Genomic DNA, 17,003 nt, shown 5'->3' on the forward strand with positions numbered 1-17,003 from the left:
GTGTTAATGAGGTATTTCACGCAGAGGCACAGAAAATTGCGTAACTCTTCGAGCAAGCAACTAATATTTTCCTATGATTGGTTGTTTTACAATGGACACTAAACCTTGAAGTTGCAAAGCAGGCGATGAATACTATGGATAATTCTCCAATGGAAGATAAGTCGTCAGCAGATTTGAGATCTGTGACAGAGTTGCAGCGACAGCTTCATGATTTACTGAAGCAACTATCGCCAGAACGATTACAGATACTTGCTGATTTTGCAGCTTACTTAGCAAATGCTGAAAGTGAAGCTGCAACCCAAGAACTTTTGGCAATTCCTGGATTGCTAGAGCGAGTTAAGCAAAATCAAGCAACCCCTAAAACCGATTACATCAACTGGAGAACTCTTCGCTCTGATGTATGAGGTTCTTCTGCACCCTGATGCCCAAAAAGTTTATATCAATGCTGACAAAGCCCTTGCTAAGAAAATTGCCCGATGTTTGCAGCAGTTAGAGCAAACTCCTCAGTTGCACCCCAACATCAAAGCCAATTGGGGACTACAGAGCGATATATTCGATAGATGATGAACTGATGCAGGTATTTGTTGTAGCGATCGCCCATCGCAGTGAGGCTTATGAATCGTGAAGATGCGTTGGTGAGAACTATGCTAACTACTGTAAGAAGTGAGCGATCGCTTGGGGCATGAAAGACTGGGAAGCGTTTTATCTCCGTGTTAATGAGGTATTTCACGCAGAGGCACAGAGATGCAGAGAGTAGAGAGGAGTTAATAATTTTCAGGAAATGGCATGGAACCCATATGTGGATAGCTCAAAGCTAACAATCCATTACCTTCGTGTAAAACTGTAGAAAAACATGACAGAATCAAAGATTGAAGCCTTTCTGCATAACTTTCATTACAGTTCCCTCTTGCCCCAATTGTACGCGCTCCTTGAACAAATTCATCAATGCTGACTTCCGCAAAAATTTCCTCAATAATTGTTAAAACATTAGCAATATCTTCTGGTAAAACAAACATATTACCCAAGTAGCCAGGAAGTCTACTTGCTCTTTTCCAACCTAAACCTCCCCATAATATTTCAGTTGCACCAACGCGATTAGTTATGATTAACTCTAATAAAGCTTGACTCATCGGCATAGAGATTATTGGAGCATCACCGATAAAAAGATAATCAAATATTTCTGTAAAACTGCGTGGGAAGAAAAGATGATAAACGTTATGTAAATCTTCCCAATCAAAAATATCTTCATTCTCTGCTTTATTAACAAAAGCGTTAGGAAAATAACTATTAAACGTCTCTTGCTCCTGCGGATGAAATTGGCTTTTATTTTCTGTCCGATTTTGCAGATAATTTTGTAGTTTATTTAAGATTTGTGAATTCTCTACAGCTTCATCAAATACCTTTTTAACCTTAAGAACATCAAATGGCTGTATCCTCAGCAAACACCAAACTGGATCTGCGCTCATATTCTTACTCAATTTCCTTTTATTGTAGTGTATATTAATACCAATATAATTAGCGATCGCTTGTATTAAGTATCTGACATATCACGATGATTACCAAGTTATCAACAATGAAACTTAGTTTTATTACTTATCCCTTCTTTGTATAATCAATTGTTTATGAGTCAACTCAATTTTAATACTCAACAAAATTTGAGACATAAGATAAACAATCAGATTCTAGATCATCCTTTTACAGATTATTGGGATATTTTTGTTCTTAAACATCAGCATCCAATTAATATCGCTCTCCATATTTTAGGGATACTCTTTTTTTACGGGTTGCTCTTTTCTACTTGGAAGTTGCAAAACTTTTGGTTACTCCTAGGATTACCATTAACTCAGTTAATTGGATTAACCGGACATTTTTTGTTTGAGCGTAGCCATATTGATTTACAAGATGCTCTTTTCTCTTGGCGGGCTTCTTACTGTTTAGGTAAAATGCTATTCAGGGTTGTAATGGGTAAATATCAAGATGATATTCGCCAACGGCAAGAAATATTAAATAATTATCAGTCAAGTAAGTATGCAAATATTTAACAACTGGAATATAGTTGCTAAGGGTTGGTATATTGCCTGTCCTAGTAGTGAATTACCTAAAAGCAAAGCAAAATCTGTAGAAATTTGCGGACAAAGAATTGCTATCTTTCGCGGTGAAGATGGGCAAGTGCGGGCTTTGGATGCTTACTGTCCACATCTGGGAACAGATTTAGGAATTGGACAGGTTGACGGTAACTGGATTCGTTGTGCATTTCATCAGTGGGCATTTGATGAAGCTGGACTATGCCAGAATATTCCCTGTCAATCAGAGATTCCAGCTAAAGCGAAAGTACAAGCTTATGCAACAGAAGAAAAGTATGGTTTCATCTGGGTCTATCCTGATACTGTAGCATCAGAAGGTGTGGCTGATTTTGATGAATTGCAGGGTAAAGAAATTGTTGCACAACCTGATACTGCATTTGAAAGAAGTTGCCATCACCATATTTGTATGATGAATGGTATTGATGCTCAACATTTAAAAACAATTCATCATTTAGATATCAAGATGGATTTGTCGCTACATCGCAGCGAATTAGGTACACAAATTGACTTTACAATGCGGGGAAAATTTCCTCAAACAACCTGGCGAGAACAGTTAGGTCAAAAATTTCTTGGTTCTACCTATGAGTATTCTATGCGGTATGCTGATGGTTGCATCGGCTTGTTAACAATGATGAAAAATGTGCGGCTGTTTCCGCCATTGCACATGATCTATGCCTACACGCCAATTGCACCTGGAAGAACGCGAATTCAACCGATTTATGTAACTGAAAAACGTAAAGGAATTTTGGGATATCTGCTTAGTAAGTTTTTGTTATTCTGTACTCGCTTGGCTTACTATATGCTCAGAGATGAAGATGGCAAGATTTACGACAATATTCGCTTTCATCCTAATTTACTTTTGAGTATCGATCGGCCATTGGCTCAGTATATGGAGTATGTGAATCAGTTAGAACCGTCTCGCTGGTCACAAAAGATAGCAAGTCTTTCTAAATCTGAGCATAGTAAAGCATAACCCAATATTTAAAATTAATGTTTATTGGGTTTACTAACGTCAACATAATCTACGAGCGATCGCACTCTGGTTTTATCTCTTGGACAAGCAGCCAATAAGCCCATCGATATCCTGCATCAATATATTTTTTGCAGTCTACACAAGCAAAATAGCAACAATTCATTAAAGTTAAGAAAATTAAATTTTAGAGTTTATTATCACTTTAGTGCAAGCGTAAGTCCTAACATTGTCAGTCGATGCAATCGCATTGTCACCCGATACAATCGCATTGTCACTCGATACAATCGCATTGTCAGTCGATACAATCGCATTGTCACTCGATGCAATGGCATTGTTACCCAATACAATCGCATTGTCAGTCGATGCAATCGCATTGTCACTCGATGCAATGGCATTGTTACCCGATACAATCGCATTGTCACTCGATACAATCGCATTGTTACTATTTATTCACCATTTCTGTTAAACATTATTAAGAGTAGTGTAAATAACCATTTTGAGATCTGTCACATTACTCAGTAACAACACTAATTTGCTAGATAGAGTGTTAATACAAAACATCTACCAAAGAGATTTTAGGTAAATTCCACATAATGAAGAGTTGGCTAGTTCCTGTACGAAAGCTGCAAATGAGCGATCGCATTGCTATGTATGCATTGCTCAATAATCACTTTAAAGGTGTAACCTGGGATGCATTCCAGGCTGATCTAGAGCGCAAAAACTGGGTGTTGTTGTTAAGGGAAGAAATAACCAATGCTCTAAAAGGGTTTTCAACTCTGATGTTGTCCCAAACAACTTTTTCTGGAGAGCGAATTACTGTAGTATATTCCGGCGATACAATTGTCGATCCTAGTGCTTGGTCAAGTACAACCTTACCGCGTACTTGGATTGCCGCAGTCAATTTTCTGCGTGAATACTATACGGAAAATAAATTGTACTGGCTGTTAATTTGCTCTGGTTTCCGCACTTACCGCTTTCTCCCTACCTTTTGGCAAGAGTTTTACCCTCGCTATGATGCAGCAACACCTGCGAATGTTGTGAATTTGATGACAAATTTAGCACAGGAATACTATGGTAATTTTTACCAAGAAGCAACTGGTATTGTCCGCTTCCAGCAACCGCAAATTCTCCGGGAAGGTTTAATAGAAATTCCCACAGGAAGACAGACTAACCCCCATATCCAGTTTTTCGAGGAAAAAAACCCAGGTTATAGACTTGGTGATGAATTGGTTTGTTTAACTGAAATTTGTTATGAAAATCTCACCCGTGCTGGACAAAGAATGTGGCAGTCAGAATCGCTGTTAGAATTTGTGCAAGATTCTGTGCTCATCTAAAACCTACGCATCAACTTGTGTATGAGAGTTAAAAATGACGAGGTAGCAATATCTACTAACCTGGAAGCACCACAGCGTTTCGGTGTCAGTCGCTTGTTTAGTAATCTACGTGGCGATTTGACGGGAGGATTGACAGCGGCGGTGGTAGCATTGCCTTTGGCATTAGCTTTTGCTGTGGCTAGTGGAGTGGAACCAAAAGCGGGACTCTACACTGCTATTGTGGCAGGAATTGTCGCGGCAATCTTTGGCGGTTCACCAGTCCAGATTACAGGCCCTACAGGTGCAATGGCTGTGATTTTGGTGGGAATTGTCGCCAAGTACGGCTTAGAGAAAGTTTGGATTGCTGGGGTAATCGCGGGAATTATCCAGATTGCTTTAGGGGTTGCGAAACTTGGACAATTAGTTAAGTTTATTCCCTATCCAGTGACGGCAGGTTTTACTAATGGTATTGCCGTTATTATTTTTTGTGGTCAGTTAAATAATTTCTTTGGCTTACAACTACCGCGTCAAGAACATTTTTTACCAGGACTTTGGCAAAGTATAACTCATGTAGAAGCGATGAACTGGGCAGCCGTTGTGTTGGCAATGCTGGTAATTGCAACCAATATTTTATGGCCCAAGATTAATACCACAATACCAGGTTCTTTAATGGGGCTGGTGTTAGCAACAGCGATCGCATCTTATTTTCATCTCAATGTCCCGACAATTGGAGCCATCCCGCAAGCTTTACCGATGCTTCAAGGTATTCCCCACTGGAATGATTTTGGCTTGATTCGGGAACTGATTAATCCAGCTTTGGCTTTAGCAGCACTGGGAAGCATTGAATCCTTGCTGTCAGCAGTGGTAGCTGATGGTATGACTGTGAGCGAGAAACACAATAGCGATCGCGAATTAATTGGTCAAGGTTTAGCAAATATTATTATTCCATTTTTTGGTGGCATCCCAGCCACAGGTGCGATCGCGCGGACTGCTGTCAATGTTCGTTCTGGCGGTAAAACCCGGCTATCTGGGGTAATTCATGGCGTTGCTTTAGCCATTATTGTGTTAACTTTAGCACCCTTAGCAGGGCAGATCCCCTTAGCGGCACTGGCTGGTATTTTGATGGTGGTTAGTCTGCGGATGATTGAGTGGGAAGCCATTGGCTTACTGCTACGCGCTACTTACTCCGACTTTGCAGTGATGATTCTCACCTGGTTAGTAACAATATTATTTGACTTGGTTCTCGCTGTTGAAGTGGGATTAATTGCAGCCGGAGCCTTATTTATCAAACGCATGAGCGATTTAAGCTTGGCGAAAATCCCGGAAACGGAAGTATTTCCCCCTGGTATTCCTCTGGAATTAGGCAAAGAAATTGCGGTGTATCGTGTAGATGGCCCCGTATTTTTTGGTGCTGCGGAAAGGTTTGTTACCTTCCTAAGAGAGCAACCAGAAGTGAAGTATTTAATTCTGCGGTTGCGGTTTGTACCCAACATGGATACCACTGGATTAGTCGCGCTAGAGGATATTTACCATGATTTGGAACGGCATAATTGTCGCTTAATTCTCACAGGTTTACAACCTCAAGTTCAACAATTACTAGAACGTTCGGGATTGTTAAAAACAATCGGTTTATCTAATTGTTTTGAAACAACTACCGATGCGATTTACTCTATCACTCCTCAATCTTCTCAACCTGTAGCGGCTAATTTTCCATCAAAGGAATTGATGGAATTAAAGGATTGAAATTAAAGGCCGATTAAAGTAGATAAACGCCGATGTAGACGCGTAACGGCTACTCTTACGAGAACGCCTAGCGGCGTTAGCGCAGCGGTAGCGACGAAGGAGCGTCACCCGCAGGGTACACAGATAAGTTGCAAAGTTAAAATGTAGTGGCGTGTCTAGACTAAAGTTATGCATTAGATTTCTAATTGATAGGGCGCTAAAGCACAACTACGAACATTTTTTATTGCAACATTTTAGCCTTGTCACGCCAGTAGGGTGTGTTATCGCTTTAGCGTAACGCACCATCAACAATTCTTTTAAATATACATATTCCCTATTCAAACACGCTAAATACTTCTGGTAAAACAATATAAATTCTATGCATTGTCCCAGCCCAAATTCAATCTTTAATAATCCGAGAAAATTTGTTGAGGGATGGTATTGGGCATTACCGTCACAAAAGTTAAAAGTCGGCAAGATAAAAGCTGTAAAATTACTGGGTAGAAACCTGGCAATTTATCGAGGAGTTAGTGGCCAGGTAGTGGCGGTAGATGCTTATTGTCCGCACATGGGCGCTCATTTAGCAGAGGGTAAGGTAGAAGGTGAGGGAATTCGCTGCTTCTTCCATAATTGGAAATACGATGAGCGCGGAATTTGTGTAGACGTTCCTTCTCTAAGTAAACCGCTACCTGTGTGTATCAAAACCTGGTCAACAGCAGAGAAATACGGCATGATTTGGGTTTGGGTGGGAGAGGAAAAGCCAAGTTCGCTGCCTTTTGTACCGGAATTAGAACAGGTAGACTGCGATTATATATTGGGGACTCGGTTTATCAAAAACTGCCATCCTAATGTGTTGTTGATTAATGCGATCGATGCTCACCACTTCAATACAGTACACAATCTACCTTTGGAGATTGTATTTGATTCCCAAGACCTCAACTCCAACGCTATTACCTTCAGCAACACGACACGGGGAGGCGATGATTCTTGGTTAATCCGCCTGATTCGTCCTTTGTACCGCAATGAAGTTACTTATAGTATGTGTTACTGGTATGGCAGCACTGGGACTGTGACACTGGGGCCGGATTTTCTCCATTTCTATATTATATTTGCGCTGCGAATGTTAGAAGGTGGCAAAACCGAAGGGCAAACCATCTTAGTAACTCCCAAGCGATCTGGGTGTTTGGGATGGGGTGTCAATCGTGGGTTGCTGTGGCTAACGCAGCAGGTTGGTAATTACTTCGCTAAAGGTGATACGCAGGTATTTCAGACAATTCAGTTTGACTTAAAGACACCCACCAAAGCGGATCAGTCAATTGTGCAATTTATCCAGCACGTTAATCGCCAAAAAGCCTTAACTTGGGGAAATTGGGAAACTGTTGATAGTCCAGAAGAAAGCGATTCTCCACAGGAGACACTTCGCGATCGCCATCCTTCATTATTTGAACATGAAAAACATTGATTTAGAATATAAAATTGCCGGACTTGACCTACCACACATAGATCCCAATGACCGATTACAACGCATACTAAAAGCAGCATTACCAAGTCAAAGCGATAATGCGTCGCATCCTCAATCAAATTATTGGGATGCTGGATTTTTTAACCTGTATCAAGTCAAAATTTTTCAACAAGCGAGTCAAGCCGAACAATCTGCCATCCTTCAACTTCTCAATCGCAGCCTGTTGGAAGAATCGTATTTCATTGAGAAAGCAGGCGTTGGCTACATGGCAAAAATGGTGTTGTTAGCCGAAACAGTTGAAGAGCGAATGCTCTACGGACTGTTTACAGCTGATGAAGCTACCCACCTCAGCCAGATAACCCATTTTTTACCAGAACTCGAACCAACTAACAGCAACGATCCATTTCTGAGTTTACTAGCAGAAGTAGTTGAAAGTGCAGACAAAACAGTATTGTTGTTTGTGCTTCAGGTTGTATTAGAAGGATGGGGCTTAAGTCATTACCGCTGCTTGGCGAAAGAATGCCATCATCCCATCCTAGCGGAACTGTTCTCAAGTTTTCTACAAGCAGAAGCCCGCCATCACGGTACGGGAACAATGCTGTTTAACCGAAATCCTGTTTCAGCATCCAGTCAAACAGCTGCAATCGATGTGTTAGCCAGCTTTCTGTCTATGGTGCAAGTAGGGCCACAAAGTGTCTTATCAGCTATTGAAAAAGTAAAAGGACATCTGGTGCGATCGCAAAAAATCCAAATCCTCGAAGAATTGGATACAGAAACCCACAGTGGTACGCGATTACAAATACTGCGATCGCTCATGCGAGGATCATCCGCAGAGGCGATCGTTCAAGCCTTAGACGAACGAGGAGCCTTTGAACCACTCCCCCCTCATAAATGTGTGTATTAAGTAATTAAACAGAATTAATTACATAGATTTTCTTCTTGTTCCCTGTTCCCTGTCTTCACGAATGAATTTAATTTTGTCCAACTACTTAATAAGTATCATTAGTTAACACTGAGGCAAGGTGAGCAGGACGAGACAAGTGTGGGCAATGTCCTCCAGGCAGTTCAATTGCATCAACTCCCAAGCGTTTACGTGCAGCGTAGCGTGACCATACAGGAGAAATTATCCGGTCATCATTACAAACAATATATTTATATTCTACATTTGGTAAAGAATTCATGGGATTGACCTCATAAATATATGCCATTGATTGCTGCGAACGACTCTTTGAAAGTGCCCAGCGCATTACATCCGGTTGGCAATCATGATAGAAAAGTTCAATTAATACTGCTTCATCAGAAAAGTCTTTACCAACAGAAACTGGATTAAACATCTCAGGTTCATCATCGAATTCTTTCCGTTGACTTAACTCTTTTGGTTCGTAATTTAGTGTTTTAAGGCTATCAGCATCGAGATTATGAGAAAATTGATCGAGCGTACTAATTCCTGGGTATGGAATCAGCGCAGTCAGGAATACAAGTTGGCGTACTTGATGAGCTTCTGCAACGAGGGGAATAACAGTACCAGCCATCGAATGACCAACCAGCACAATATCATCATCAGTTTTTGGCAGCGCTTGAAGTACTACATCTGCAAATTGCGATAAACTTGCAGATGCATCCTCAATTGGCAAATCCATTGCTACTGTTTTGTGACCTTGCGCTTCTAAATAAGGAATTAACAAATCCCAACACCAAGCGCCTTGAAATGCACCGTGAACTAGACAAAAAAGACTCATAGCGATTTTAGGTAAGTTTTTTGATTTGTATTTAACTTCTAGTTTACATCTTGCACCATTATCAAAAAGCCTTGCTACTAGCTCACCGATTTATAGATACTTTTTATGAAAAATACTATTCACCAACTATCAGATAGTCCAACAACTTATCGCAAATTACAAATTAACCACACCCGCAACAAACAGCAGGATCATACTGCTTTAATGGATGAAGCAGCCGCCAAGTTCCGCTATGAAGATTGTCAAAAAGAGTATTGGAATCCCGAAGAATTTTCCCTACTCTACGGTACACCTTTATGGCAGCAATCCAGCGAACATCAGCGTGTAATTTTAAATCAACTTTACTGGGTAGCATACTACTCACAAATTGTTTCCGCCGAGATTGCAACTATCTATTTCAATCAAACTAGTGCAGCTGGACTTTACGCTCAAGAAGACTTCCGCTTAATCTGCGATACTTTAGATCTAGAATCCTCCCAAGAAAGGGCGCACATTAATGCATTTCGCACAATTGCTAAACAGGTTGAGCAAGCATTATTTGGGGAACTCATCTTTACTTACCCCATGCGCGGCCCGTTTACCGAAACGATGGTTTATGCTGACACTAACGCCCTAAAAACTTGGTGGAAAAAAATTCAACTTCAATACTTCGGGCTAATTTCTGCGAATAACACCTTTTTAGCTTGTCAGTATTTTACAGTCCGAGGAGTGCGGACACTAAATGGCAAATTAGTACAGCATAAACTCAGCAATTATTATCAAAAACATCCCCATCCAGATACTGCTCCGATTCCTGCCAAAATTTCTTACTATCACTTTCTGGATGAAAGCTTTCACTTCAATAGTTCGACAATTCTATCTCACGATGTTGTTACTTGCCTTGCTCCACCAACTGCATTTGAGCGACTAGTTGCTAATTTAGGACTGGTAGGATGTCAGCGAGATCACTTTCACTTTTCGGCGGCGATTAACGGGATTTTTTGGTATGATCCAGCACTGTATGGCAAGATTTATCGTGTGCTGCGATCGCCTATTTTTGATATGAGCGATAGTGATGCTAAAGAAATGATGCGTCGTTGTTTCACCCAGGAGTCCGAAGGGTTACATCGTAGTTTTTTAACTCATCAGGAAGCGATGGCATCTTATAAAGTATATTTGGAAAAACTCGATTATCTTTGGCAACGAAATCGAGAAATGTCATTAATGGGAGCTAATTCAATTTCTCGATATTTGGCAACTCAACAACAGGCTTTTCAACGCTTTGAGCAGCATCAAAGTGAGAATTTACATGGATTTGTAGCAAATGTGTAGAGTATTCAAAACAAGCTAAACTGTGTGTATAAGCTAGTGGAATATTGATAAGACTTGAAACAAATCTTAATTTATATATTTGCTAAAACAAAAGTCATTTACATAGCTTTTGTCAGAAGATATCAGTGGACGTTAAAAAGGTAACTGTCATGCAAAAAGAATATATGGAGATTTTAGAAAGATTACTCGATCAATTGACATTATCAGCAATCTTAGAACTGTTAGAACGAATATGTCACAAAAAAGCAGAAAATTTGAGAACTCATTGGCAAGATGAAACCTCAGCAAAGCTTTGGGATAAAGCTGCTAGACAGATAGAACAGATAAATGTTGATGTTTGATGAAACAATAAAGTCAGTAAATAAAAGAGATTAGGCATTGGTAAGATCCGCATTACTGACAACGTGCGAATTATGTGCCTGATCTTTCTTATTTAAAAGACAGTATTTTTGATACTCGCTAAAGACGCTTTCCTTGATGACACTGCTGGTAATCCCCAATTTAAAATTGAGCGATCGCGGGCTGTTTAGTGCTAAATATTTTAAGTTCGTGTTGCTGTGGGTTAATTGATGAATTAATTATGTCTGACCTTTGTAAGATATCTTTTCCAGGAACTGATTATCCTCCCATCAATCTACAACCTCATCAAAATTTATCTGAGCATCTTACAATTCAGAATTCACCTGTATTATTTGGTTGTCGCACTGGTATTTGCGGAACTTGCTTAGTTGAAGTGATTGGTGACATTCCTCCGCCTCAACTAGATGAACAGGAAATGCTGGAAACATTAGCTCCCAAGCATCCCCATGCTCGTTTGGCTTGTCAGCTTGACCTCACAGCTAATGTCGAAATTCGCAGACTAGAATGATGAATTTGTTTAAACTTATCGTAAAGTTGGTTCCGTTCCGCGCCTCATCAAATTGACGCGATACTTTAAGGCAGGATCGAGGACGTTTCGTAGTACCAAACGAATTTAACGCCCCTTTGCCAGAAGAGATTTTGGCGGCATTTGAGGGCAATGAGCAGTCAAACTCTTGCTAGATACTCAGTGCTGGTTATGGTAGTTTGCCCGAGGTTACGGGGAAAAATCTTCCCCCAGCCAAGTAAAACGACTCGCTTTAATTTTCAGGCTTGCCTTCGCCTTCACTAAGCTTCTGCCAAGGTGAACGCCTGTTAGGTTTAGATTTTATCTCTTCGCTTTTTTCTTTAGGTATCCGCATCTGTTCAATTACTGGTTGCATTGCAGAATTAGACATTTGCAATGTTGAAAGAGGTATCCGCATCTGTTCAATTACTTGTTGCATTGTCGAATTAGACATTTGCAATGTTGAAAGAGGTATCCGTATCTGTTCAATTACTTGTTGCATTGCCGAATTAGGCATTTGCAATGTTGAAAGAGGTATCCGCATCTGTTCAATTACTTGTTGCATTGCCGAATTAGACATTTGCAATGTTGAAAGAGGTATCCGCTGTTCAAATGCTTTTTTTAGCTCAGAATCAGTTATCTCTATATTTTCAATTACTTGCCTAGAAGTCTCACATTCTTGTTCATCAATCAATTCAATATCGGCAATTGTATTTGTTTCTTCGATTGATCGTGGATCAATCTCCAGCATCAATTTCTCCTTAGCTATTTCAAGAAAACGTTGAGTTCGATACATCCAAAATGGCTGTTTCACATATTCCTGAAATTCACGTCTTAGTTCTATGTGTGGAGCAACTGTCTCTCCATTTTTCTTTATCCACCAGTCTTCTTTTTTCTCCCCTGTTACAAAAACAATTGGTCGAGACTCTTTTTGTGCAAAAGTTAATATTTGTTTCCAAAGAAGCAAGTCTCCATACTTCCGTTCATCCTTCTTGTCTTTAGCATCCATAAAGCCAGGAGGTTGTAATTTTTTGTACCTATCTTCGGCTTCCTTATACAGGCTCTGCAAAGTTGGCTCATCGTAAGGTTCTCCTACTTTTGAATCAAATAGTGACAAAAGTCTTTCCAAAATACTGTCTTTGTCTGCATCAAGTGGAGAATGAGCATTGGCAAGTTCATTTATCTTTTCTCGAAAAGCTTTTTCCACCTCATCCACTGCATTAAGATAGTTTTTCTGCACATCAAACAAATACGCCACTTCAGCAGCTACAATCCTTCCTGCTTGGTTAAGATTACCTCGAAGACTGCTAAAGCTGTGTTGTTCAGACTTCCATTTCTCAAGTGCTGATAAAGCTTTGTGAAAAGATGCTGCCTCTGAATCAATGATTTCTTCTCGCCGTCTAAAAAACTCGTCGGCTACTTGATAAGGTAGCCAAATCCTGTTTTGAAGATGTTCCAGTATTTTTAGGAAATCCTCTACGGTAGAACGCGATACTCGATATAAATCCAAGAGAAAATTTGTATCAAACACAAAAATGGCATTTTCCCATAACTTTGAAAAATCAGCCTCAGATGGCCGAAGTCTCCAGGAGAATAAGTTTCTCATGTACAGCGCATTAGATTAAGAATTTGAGTATGATTTAATGTTAAAAACTGAATCCTGTACATCCGAATATTTACGGCAAAATAATTAAATAAGTTACAAGGCTTACACTAACTTTGTTTAAAACCACGCTGTAAACAATACGCAATATGCTTCTACTTAAGACGTTGTTATAATTTAAATACGATCACACTCTCTCCTAATTTCCACTATGCAATTTGCAGACTTCTGGTATATTGTCGCACTCAGCGAACAACTACAACCTAACACGGTATTAGTGCGATCGCTTTTAGTTTCGCAGTGAGAATGCACAACCCACCCAAGCGATGGCTTCAGAAGAACGCGCTGTATTTAGATTAATTTGAAAAATTGGCAAGATGAATGGAATACAGGCTTTAGTTTAGCGATCGCATTCCTACTTTGTTATTTAAATTCCTGAATTGCGAAACTACGTGAAAATAAAGTTTTAAGATTATTTTCTGCCGAAAGCGACAAAAGCGGGATCAAAGGTTTTGTAAGTCTGCGTCATCTAAATTTACAACGTGTGCCAAAATGCAGGTATCTTAGCACACACCCTACTCCCTACTCCCTCCCACATCTGTAGAGTAAAACTGTTGGGCATAAAAACGGGCATAGCGTCCTTCTTGAGACAGGAGGGAGGTGTGAGTACCAGCTTCAACCACCTGTCCTTGTTCTAGTACGAGAATGCAGTCAGCCCTACGAACGCTGCTCAAGCGATGGGCAATAATAAACACGGTACGGTTTTGCATCACTCGCTCGATCGCTTCTTGAACCAGTGCTTCTGACTCTGAATCTAAGGCAGAAGTAGCTTCATCTAGGATGAGAATTCGCGGATCGTTGACAATCGCTCTGGCGATCGCTAATCTTTGGCGTTGTCCGCCGGATAGGTTAACTCCACGCTCGCCTACCCAGCTATGGTAACCTTGGGAAAATTGGCTGATAAACGAGTGAGCGTTGGCAATCTTTGCTGCTTCCTCAATTGCCGTTAAATTTAATTCTTCCTGACCATAACCAATATTTTCGGCGATCGTTCCTGAAAACAGGGTAATGTCTTGGGGAACAATGCCAATTTGACGGCGCAAGCTGGTGATTGTGACATCGCGGATATCAATATCATCAATGAGAATTTCACCTACTTGAGGGTCATAGAAGCGAAGTAAAAGGCTAATTAAAGTCGATTTGCCCGCCCCAGAAGCACCAACTAAGGCAATGACATTGCCAGGAGAAGCGTGCAGACAGAGATCCTTGAGAACTGGCTGGCTAGGATCGTAGGCGAAATTGACATGACGATACTCTACCTTGCCAGCAACTCGTGGCAGTTCCTTCGCATTCGGTTTTTCGCTTAAACTAGGCTGCTTCGCCATCAATTCAAAGATGCGTTCGACGGAAGCTTCGGTCTGTTTGTACTCGTTGTAATTGCTAATCAACATGTCGATTGGCTGAATCAGTATAGCCACAGCAGCTAAGAAACTGATAAAGCCTTGAGCTGTCAGCTGATTCTGAGAAATCTGCCATCCTCCTAATAGAAACAGCAGCATAATACTAACTGCTTCTAAAAAACCGACAACGGGAAACTGAATCGATTTGAGTTGTAGAGCGCGATACTTAGCTTGACGATTGCGTTCTGCTTCCTGATTGAATCGCTTGACTTCATACCCTTGTGCTGCAAAAGCTTGAACGACGCGAATCCCAGCAAATACTTCAGTTAGCAACGCCGACAAATTAGAAACCTGATTTTGACTCTGGCGAGATAGTACGAGTAATCGCTGACCAAATGCTCCAATCAACCAAGCCATCAAGGGAGCCAAAATCAAACCTGCAAGGGTGAGTTGCCAATTCAGGTAGAGCATGTAAATGGGAATCGCAATTACCTGCAAGATATTGGAAAGAAACTGATGGGATAACTTTTCCACAATCTCGCCTACGCGATCGATATCTTCAGTCAGCCGATAAGTGAGGTCTCCCGTCTGTGAGGTTTCAAAATAATCCAATCCGAGTTTATGCAGGTGGGCGTAAATCCGCTTACGCAAGTCAAAAACCATATTCAGGGAGGCAGCGATCGTGAAGACATTCTGCCCGTATTGACAAAGCCCTCGCAGCAAAAATACTAAAGTGGCTAGTCCGAGCCAGTAAGCAATCTGGTTAACATTTCCCTGGCCAAGAAAAAAAGCGACCTGACCTGCTAAATAGGGTATTGCTAGGGTGAATAACACAAATCCTAAGATACAAGCCAATCCCCGAATTAACAGCGGCCATTGGGGCCACAGATAAGGTAACAGTTGCCAGTAACTAGAGCGGACTTTCATAGGTAAGTAAGAATTCAGGAGTCAGGAGTCAGAATTTAGGAGTTAGGAGTCAGAATCGAAGTGCGTTACGGCGTTAGCCTATCACACCATGTTACCCAACCGTGCCGACTCCTGAATTCTGGCGCAATTTCTACTTGATTTCTACTCAGTTTCTCCTAGAGAATTTAGTAGAAAGCGGGCAATTCTCTCAGATGCGCCGGGTGGGCCAAATCGCTCAGGGCCATTTTCTTTGCATTTAGCGAGGTAATCTGAATCTTGTAAAGTTTCAACTACTCGTTTAGCTGCTTGCTTGAGAATCTCAGGGGTTGCTGGCTTAGTGCCGATGGTTTGGGCAGAAAAGCCCAACAGCCGTGTTTGCGCTTCTGCAAATTGATAGGTAAATTGAGGGCCCTCTCCGGCAATCTGGATGATAGGTTTCCCGATCGCTACAGCTTGCTCCACTGCCAACCCTGCCATACCAATCACGAGAGTAGAGTAACATAGGATGTCACTGAAGGCATCTGAATAACATCTCACTTCCACAATCGGTGATTCGTCAGGAGAATTTCCTGGAGGAGAATAAGTGAGTATGCCTTGAGTCAGCTGCCAACCTTGACTTTTGGCAATGTCGTCTAGTTGCTCCATCAAACCCGGTATCAAGGCTGCACGAAATTGTAATCCTGACTCAGGCATCAACTTGGCGATTTCTACCACTAGTTGCAACTGCAAACAAAAATTTCGCGCGGCTTCAGGCATCCGTGACCCTGGGAGAAGAGCGATCGCTCTCTCGTCCGGTTTCAGGTGCAAGTCTTTGCCAGTGGGGACAAGGCGATCTAAAGCCGGAATGCCAGCAACCTGAGCTTTAGTTAAACCTTGCCGTTGGAGATCATAAGCCGTATAGGAATCCTTGGTAAAAACTGCCAGACATCGAGAAGAATTAAGATCGTGCCACAGCAGCGGATTGAGACGCAATCGCCCTTCATAGAGAGCAGAAAGACAAGAGATAAACGAAACGAAGGGACGCTTTGTTAAGTAAGCAAACGTCTGGGAGACAAAATCCCCAGTAGCCATAATCAAATCGCAGTTGGGAGCATACTGCAACACCGCATGTAACTGTCGCCACGTTAACCCAACCAATCCCGATTGAAAATCTTTGAGCAAATAGAGGCGGTTCATGTAAAAGAATCCGCCTGAGGGCATTGTTTGTGTAGGGCCAATAATGGGAATGTCCAAGCTGCGGTAAGCTTTTCCTTCACCCACAATCGGCATTGCTGCCATCTCAATAGAAGGACATAATTGGCGGAGGGTCTGAATAACATGAGAGGTGTGGTTGTCCTCTCCGTGGCCGTTACTGATAAACAAGATTCGCTTAGAAGGCATCTTGGGATTTGGATAAGTCTAAAATGCTTGGTGAGATCTTTAACTTACATTGGGTGAGTACGGCAGAAAGTAGTGAAGCTGTCACCAGCCGCCATATAACGGCTGAAACCTTAAAATTGAGCGAAGAAGCATTGAACGCAAGTCATGGTAGTCGCTGTTTGCACCACCGTGTAACCAAACCTAAGGCTCCATAAGAACGCACTGATATTAGATTAATTTGAAAACTTGGCAAAATGAATAGAATA

19 protein-coding genes and 1 pseudogene are annotated in these 17,003 nt (G+C 41.3%); 14 read left to right on the forward strand and 6 right to left on the reverse strand.

Annotated features, from left to right (window positions below):
• Nucleotides 1-134 precede the first annotated feature (134 nt).
• The 3 genes from BV372_RS13555 to BV372_RS37570 are packed head-to-tail and all read left to right on the forward strand — an operon-like array spanning nucleotide 135 to nucleotide 625.
• A complete protein-coding gene (locus BV372_RS13555) occupies nucleotides 135-404 on the forward strand; it encodes a hypothetical protein (protein ID WP_256973196.1) in 270 nt (89 codons plus the stop codon).
• Nucleotides 397-564 (forward strand): type II toxin-antitoxin system RelE/ParE family toxin, encoded by a 168-nt coding sequence (locus tag BV372_RS13560; RefSeq protein WP_256973197.1) that lies wholly within the window; start codon nucleotides 397-399, stop codon nucleotides 562-564. Before BV372_RS13555 ends, BV372_RS13560 begins: the two co-directional genes overlap by 8 nt.
• Nucleotides 557-625 carry a type II toxin-antitoxin system RelE/ParE family toxin gene (locus BV372_RS37570; RefSeq protein ID WP_373270762.1) on the forward strand — a complete coding sequence of 23 codons (69 nt, stop codon included), beginning with the start codon at nucleotides 557-559 and terminating at the stop codon, nucleotides 623-625. Before BV372_RS13560 ends, BV372_RS37570 begins: the two co-directional genes overlap by 8 nt.
• A 139-nt stretch (nucleotides 626-764) precedes the next feature.
• Here the strand turns inward: BV372_RS37570 and BV372_RS13565 are convergent, their stop codons facing one another.
• Nucleotides 765-1,466 (reverse strand): hypothetical protein, encoded by a 702-nt coding sequence (locus BV372_RS13565; protein ID WP_086687031.1) that lies wholly within the window; start codon nucleotides 1,464-1,466, stop codon nucleotides 765-767.
• A gap of 156 nt (nucleotides 1,467-1,622) precedes the next feature.
• On the opposite strand from BV372_RS13565, the gene BV372_RS13570 reads away from it, so the two are divergent.
• Nucleotides 1,623-2,042, forward strand: coding sequence for an Mpo1-like protein (locus BV372_RS13570; RefSeq protein WP_086687032.1), 420 nt, complete (start codon nucleotides 1,623-1,625; stop codon nucleotides 2,040-2,042).
• Nucleotides 2,029-3,057, forward strand: a complete 1,029-nt coding sequence (locus BV372_RS13575) for an aromatic ring-hydroxylating dioxygenase subunit alpha (RefSeq protein ID WP_086687033.1) — start codon at nucleotides 2,029-2,031, stop codon at nucleotides 3,055-3,057. The genes BV372_RS13570 and BV372_RS13575 overlap by 14 nt, the downstream gene beginning before the upstream one ends.
• Before the next feature lie 177 nt (nucleotides 3,058-3,234).
• Here BV372_RS13575 and BV372_RS38365 read toward each other — a convergent pair whose 3' ends face one another.
• Nucleotides 3,235-3,507, reverse strand: coding sequence for a hypothetical protein (locus BV372_RS38365; RefSeq protein ID WP_373270763.1), 273 nt, complete (start codon nucleotides 3,505-3,507; stop codon nucleotides 3,235-3,237).
• A 143-nt stretch (nucleotides 3,508-3,650) separates the two neighbouring features.
• On the opposite strand from BV372_RS38365, the gene BV372_RS13580 reads away from it, so the two are divergent.
• The 4 genes from BV372_RS13580 (at nucleotide 3,651) to BV372_RS13595 (ending at nucleotide 8,458) form a co-directional block, all read left to right on the forward strand.
• The gene (locus BV372_RS13580; protein ID WP_086687034.1) at nucleotides 3,651-4,391 is read left to right on the forward strand and encodes a hypothetical protein; all 741 of its coding nucleotides are present in this window, start codon (nucleotides 3,651-3,653) and stop codon (nucleotides 4,389-4,391) included.
• Nucleotides 4,392-4,412: 21 nt separating this feature from the next.
• Nucleotides 4,413-6,113 (forward strand): SulP family inorganic anion transporter, encoded by a 1,701-nt coding sequence (locus BV372_RS13585; RefSeq protein ID WP_256973198.1) that lies wholly within the window; start codon nucleotides 4,413-4,415, stop codon nucleotides 6,111-6,113.
• A 358-nt stretch (nucleotides 6,114-6,471) separates the two neighbouring features.
• Entirely contained in the window at nucleotides 6,472-7,554 is a 1,083-nt protein-coding gene (locus BV372_RS13590) for an aromatic ring-hydroxylating dioxygenase subunit alpha (protein WP_086687035.1), read from the forward strand.
• A complete protein-coding gene (locus BV372_RS13595; protein ID WP_086687036.1) occupies nucleotides 7,541-8,458 on the forward strand; it encodes a hypothetical protein in 918 nt (305 codons plus the stop codon). The genes BV372_RS13590 and BV372_RS13595 overlap by 14 nt, the downstream gene beginning before the upstream one ends.
• An 85-nt stretch (nucleotides 8,459-8,543) precedes the next feature.
• Here the strand turns inward: BV372_RS13595 and BV372_RS13600 are convergent, their stop codons facing one another.
• Nucleotides 8,544-9,293 (reverse strand): alpha/beta fold hydrolase, encoded by a 750-nt coding sequence (locus BV372_RS13600; protein WP_086687037.1) that lies wholly within the window; start codon nucleotides 9,291-9,293, stop codon nucleotides 8,544-8,546.
• A gap of 105 nt (nucleotides 9,294-9,398) precedes the next feature.
• Here BV372_RS13600 and BV372_RS13605 point away from each other — a divergent pair, with 105 nt between their 5' ends.
• From BV372_RS13605 to BV372_RS37575, 4 genes and pseudogenes are all read left to right on the forward strand, one after another.
• The gene (locus tag BV372_RS13605; RefSeq protein ID WP_086687038.1) at nucleotides 9,399-10,604 is read left to right on the forward strand and encodes a P-aminobenzoate N-oxygenase AurF; all 1,206 of its coding nucleotides are present in this window, start codon (nucleotides 9,399-9,401) and stop codon (nucleotides 10,602-10,604) included.
• A gap of 149 nt (nucleotides 10,605-10,753) precedes the next feature.
• The gene (locus BV372_RS13610; protein ID WP_086687039.1) at nucleotides 10,754-10,945 is read left to right on the forward strand and encodes a hypothetical protein; all 192 of its coding nucleotides are present in this window, start codon (nucleotides 10,754-10,756) and stop codon (nucleotides 10,943-10,945) included.
• A gap of 239 nt (nucleotides 10,946-11,184) precedes the next feature.
• A complete protein-coding gene (locus BV372_RS13615; RefSeq protein ID WP_086687040.1) occupies nucleotides 11,185-11,472 on the forward strand; it encodes a 2Fe-2S iron-sulfur cluster-binding protein in 288 nt (95 codons plus the stop codon).
• A gap of 17 nt (nucleotides 11,473-11,489) precedes the next feature.
• A pseudogene (locus tag BV372_RS37575) lies at nucleotides 11,490-11,645 on the forward strand (type II toxin-antitoxin system prevent-host-death family antitoxin); the annotation flags it as partial.
• A gap of 77 nt (nucleotides 11,646-11,722) precedes the next feature.
• Here the strand turns inward: BV372_RS37575 and BV372_RS13625 are convergent.
• From BV372_RS13625 to BV372_RS13635, 3 genes are all read right to left on the reverse strand, one after another.
• A complete protein-coding gene (locus BV372_RS13625) occupies nucleotides 11,723-13,075 on the reverse strand; it encodes a PIN domain-containing protein (protein WP_086687041.1) in 1,353 nt (450 codons plus the stop codon).
• Nucleotides 13,076-13,647: 572 nt separating this feature from the next.
• The gene (locus BV372_RS13630) at nucleotides 13,648-15,399 is read right to left on the reverse strand and encodes an ABC transporter ATP-binding protein (RefSeq protein WP_086687042.1); all 1,752 of its coding nucleotides are present in this window, start codon (nucleotides 15,397-15,399) and stop codon (nucleotides 13,648-13,650) included.
• Between the two features lie 141 nt (nucleotides 15,400-15,540).
• Nucleotides 15,541-16,758 (reverse strand): lipid-A-disaccharide synthase-related protein, encoded by a 1,218-nt coding sequence (locus BV372_RS13635; protein WP_086687043.1) that lies wholly within the window; start codon nucleotides 16,756-16,758, stop codon nucleotides 15,541-15,543.
• 23 nt (nucleotides 16,759-16,781) lie between these two features.
• Here BV372_RS13635 and BV372_RS36280 point away from each other — a divergent pair, with 23 nt between their 5' ends.
• A complete protein-coding gene (locus tag BV372_RS36280) occupies nucleotides 16,782-16,952 on the forward strand; it encodes a hypothetical protein (protein ID WP_179198082.1) in 171 nt (56 codons plus the stop codon).
• Nucleotides 16,953-17,003 lie beyond the last annotated feature (51 nt).

This window comes from Nostoc sp. T09, assembly GCF_002154695.1.
In the GTDB taxonomy this organism is placed as follows: domain Bacteria; phylum Cyanobacteriota; class Cyanobacteriia; order Cyanobacteriales; family Nostocaceae; genus Aulosira.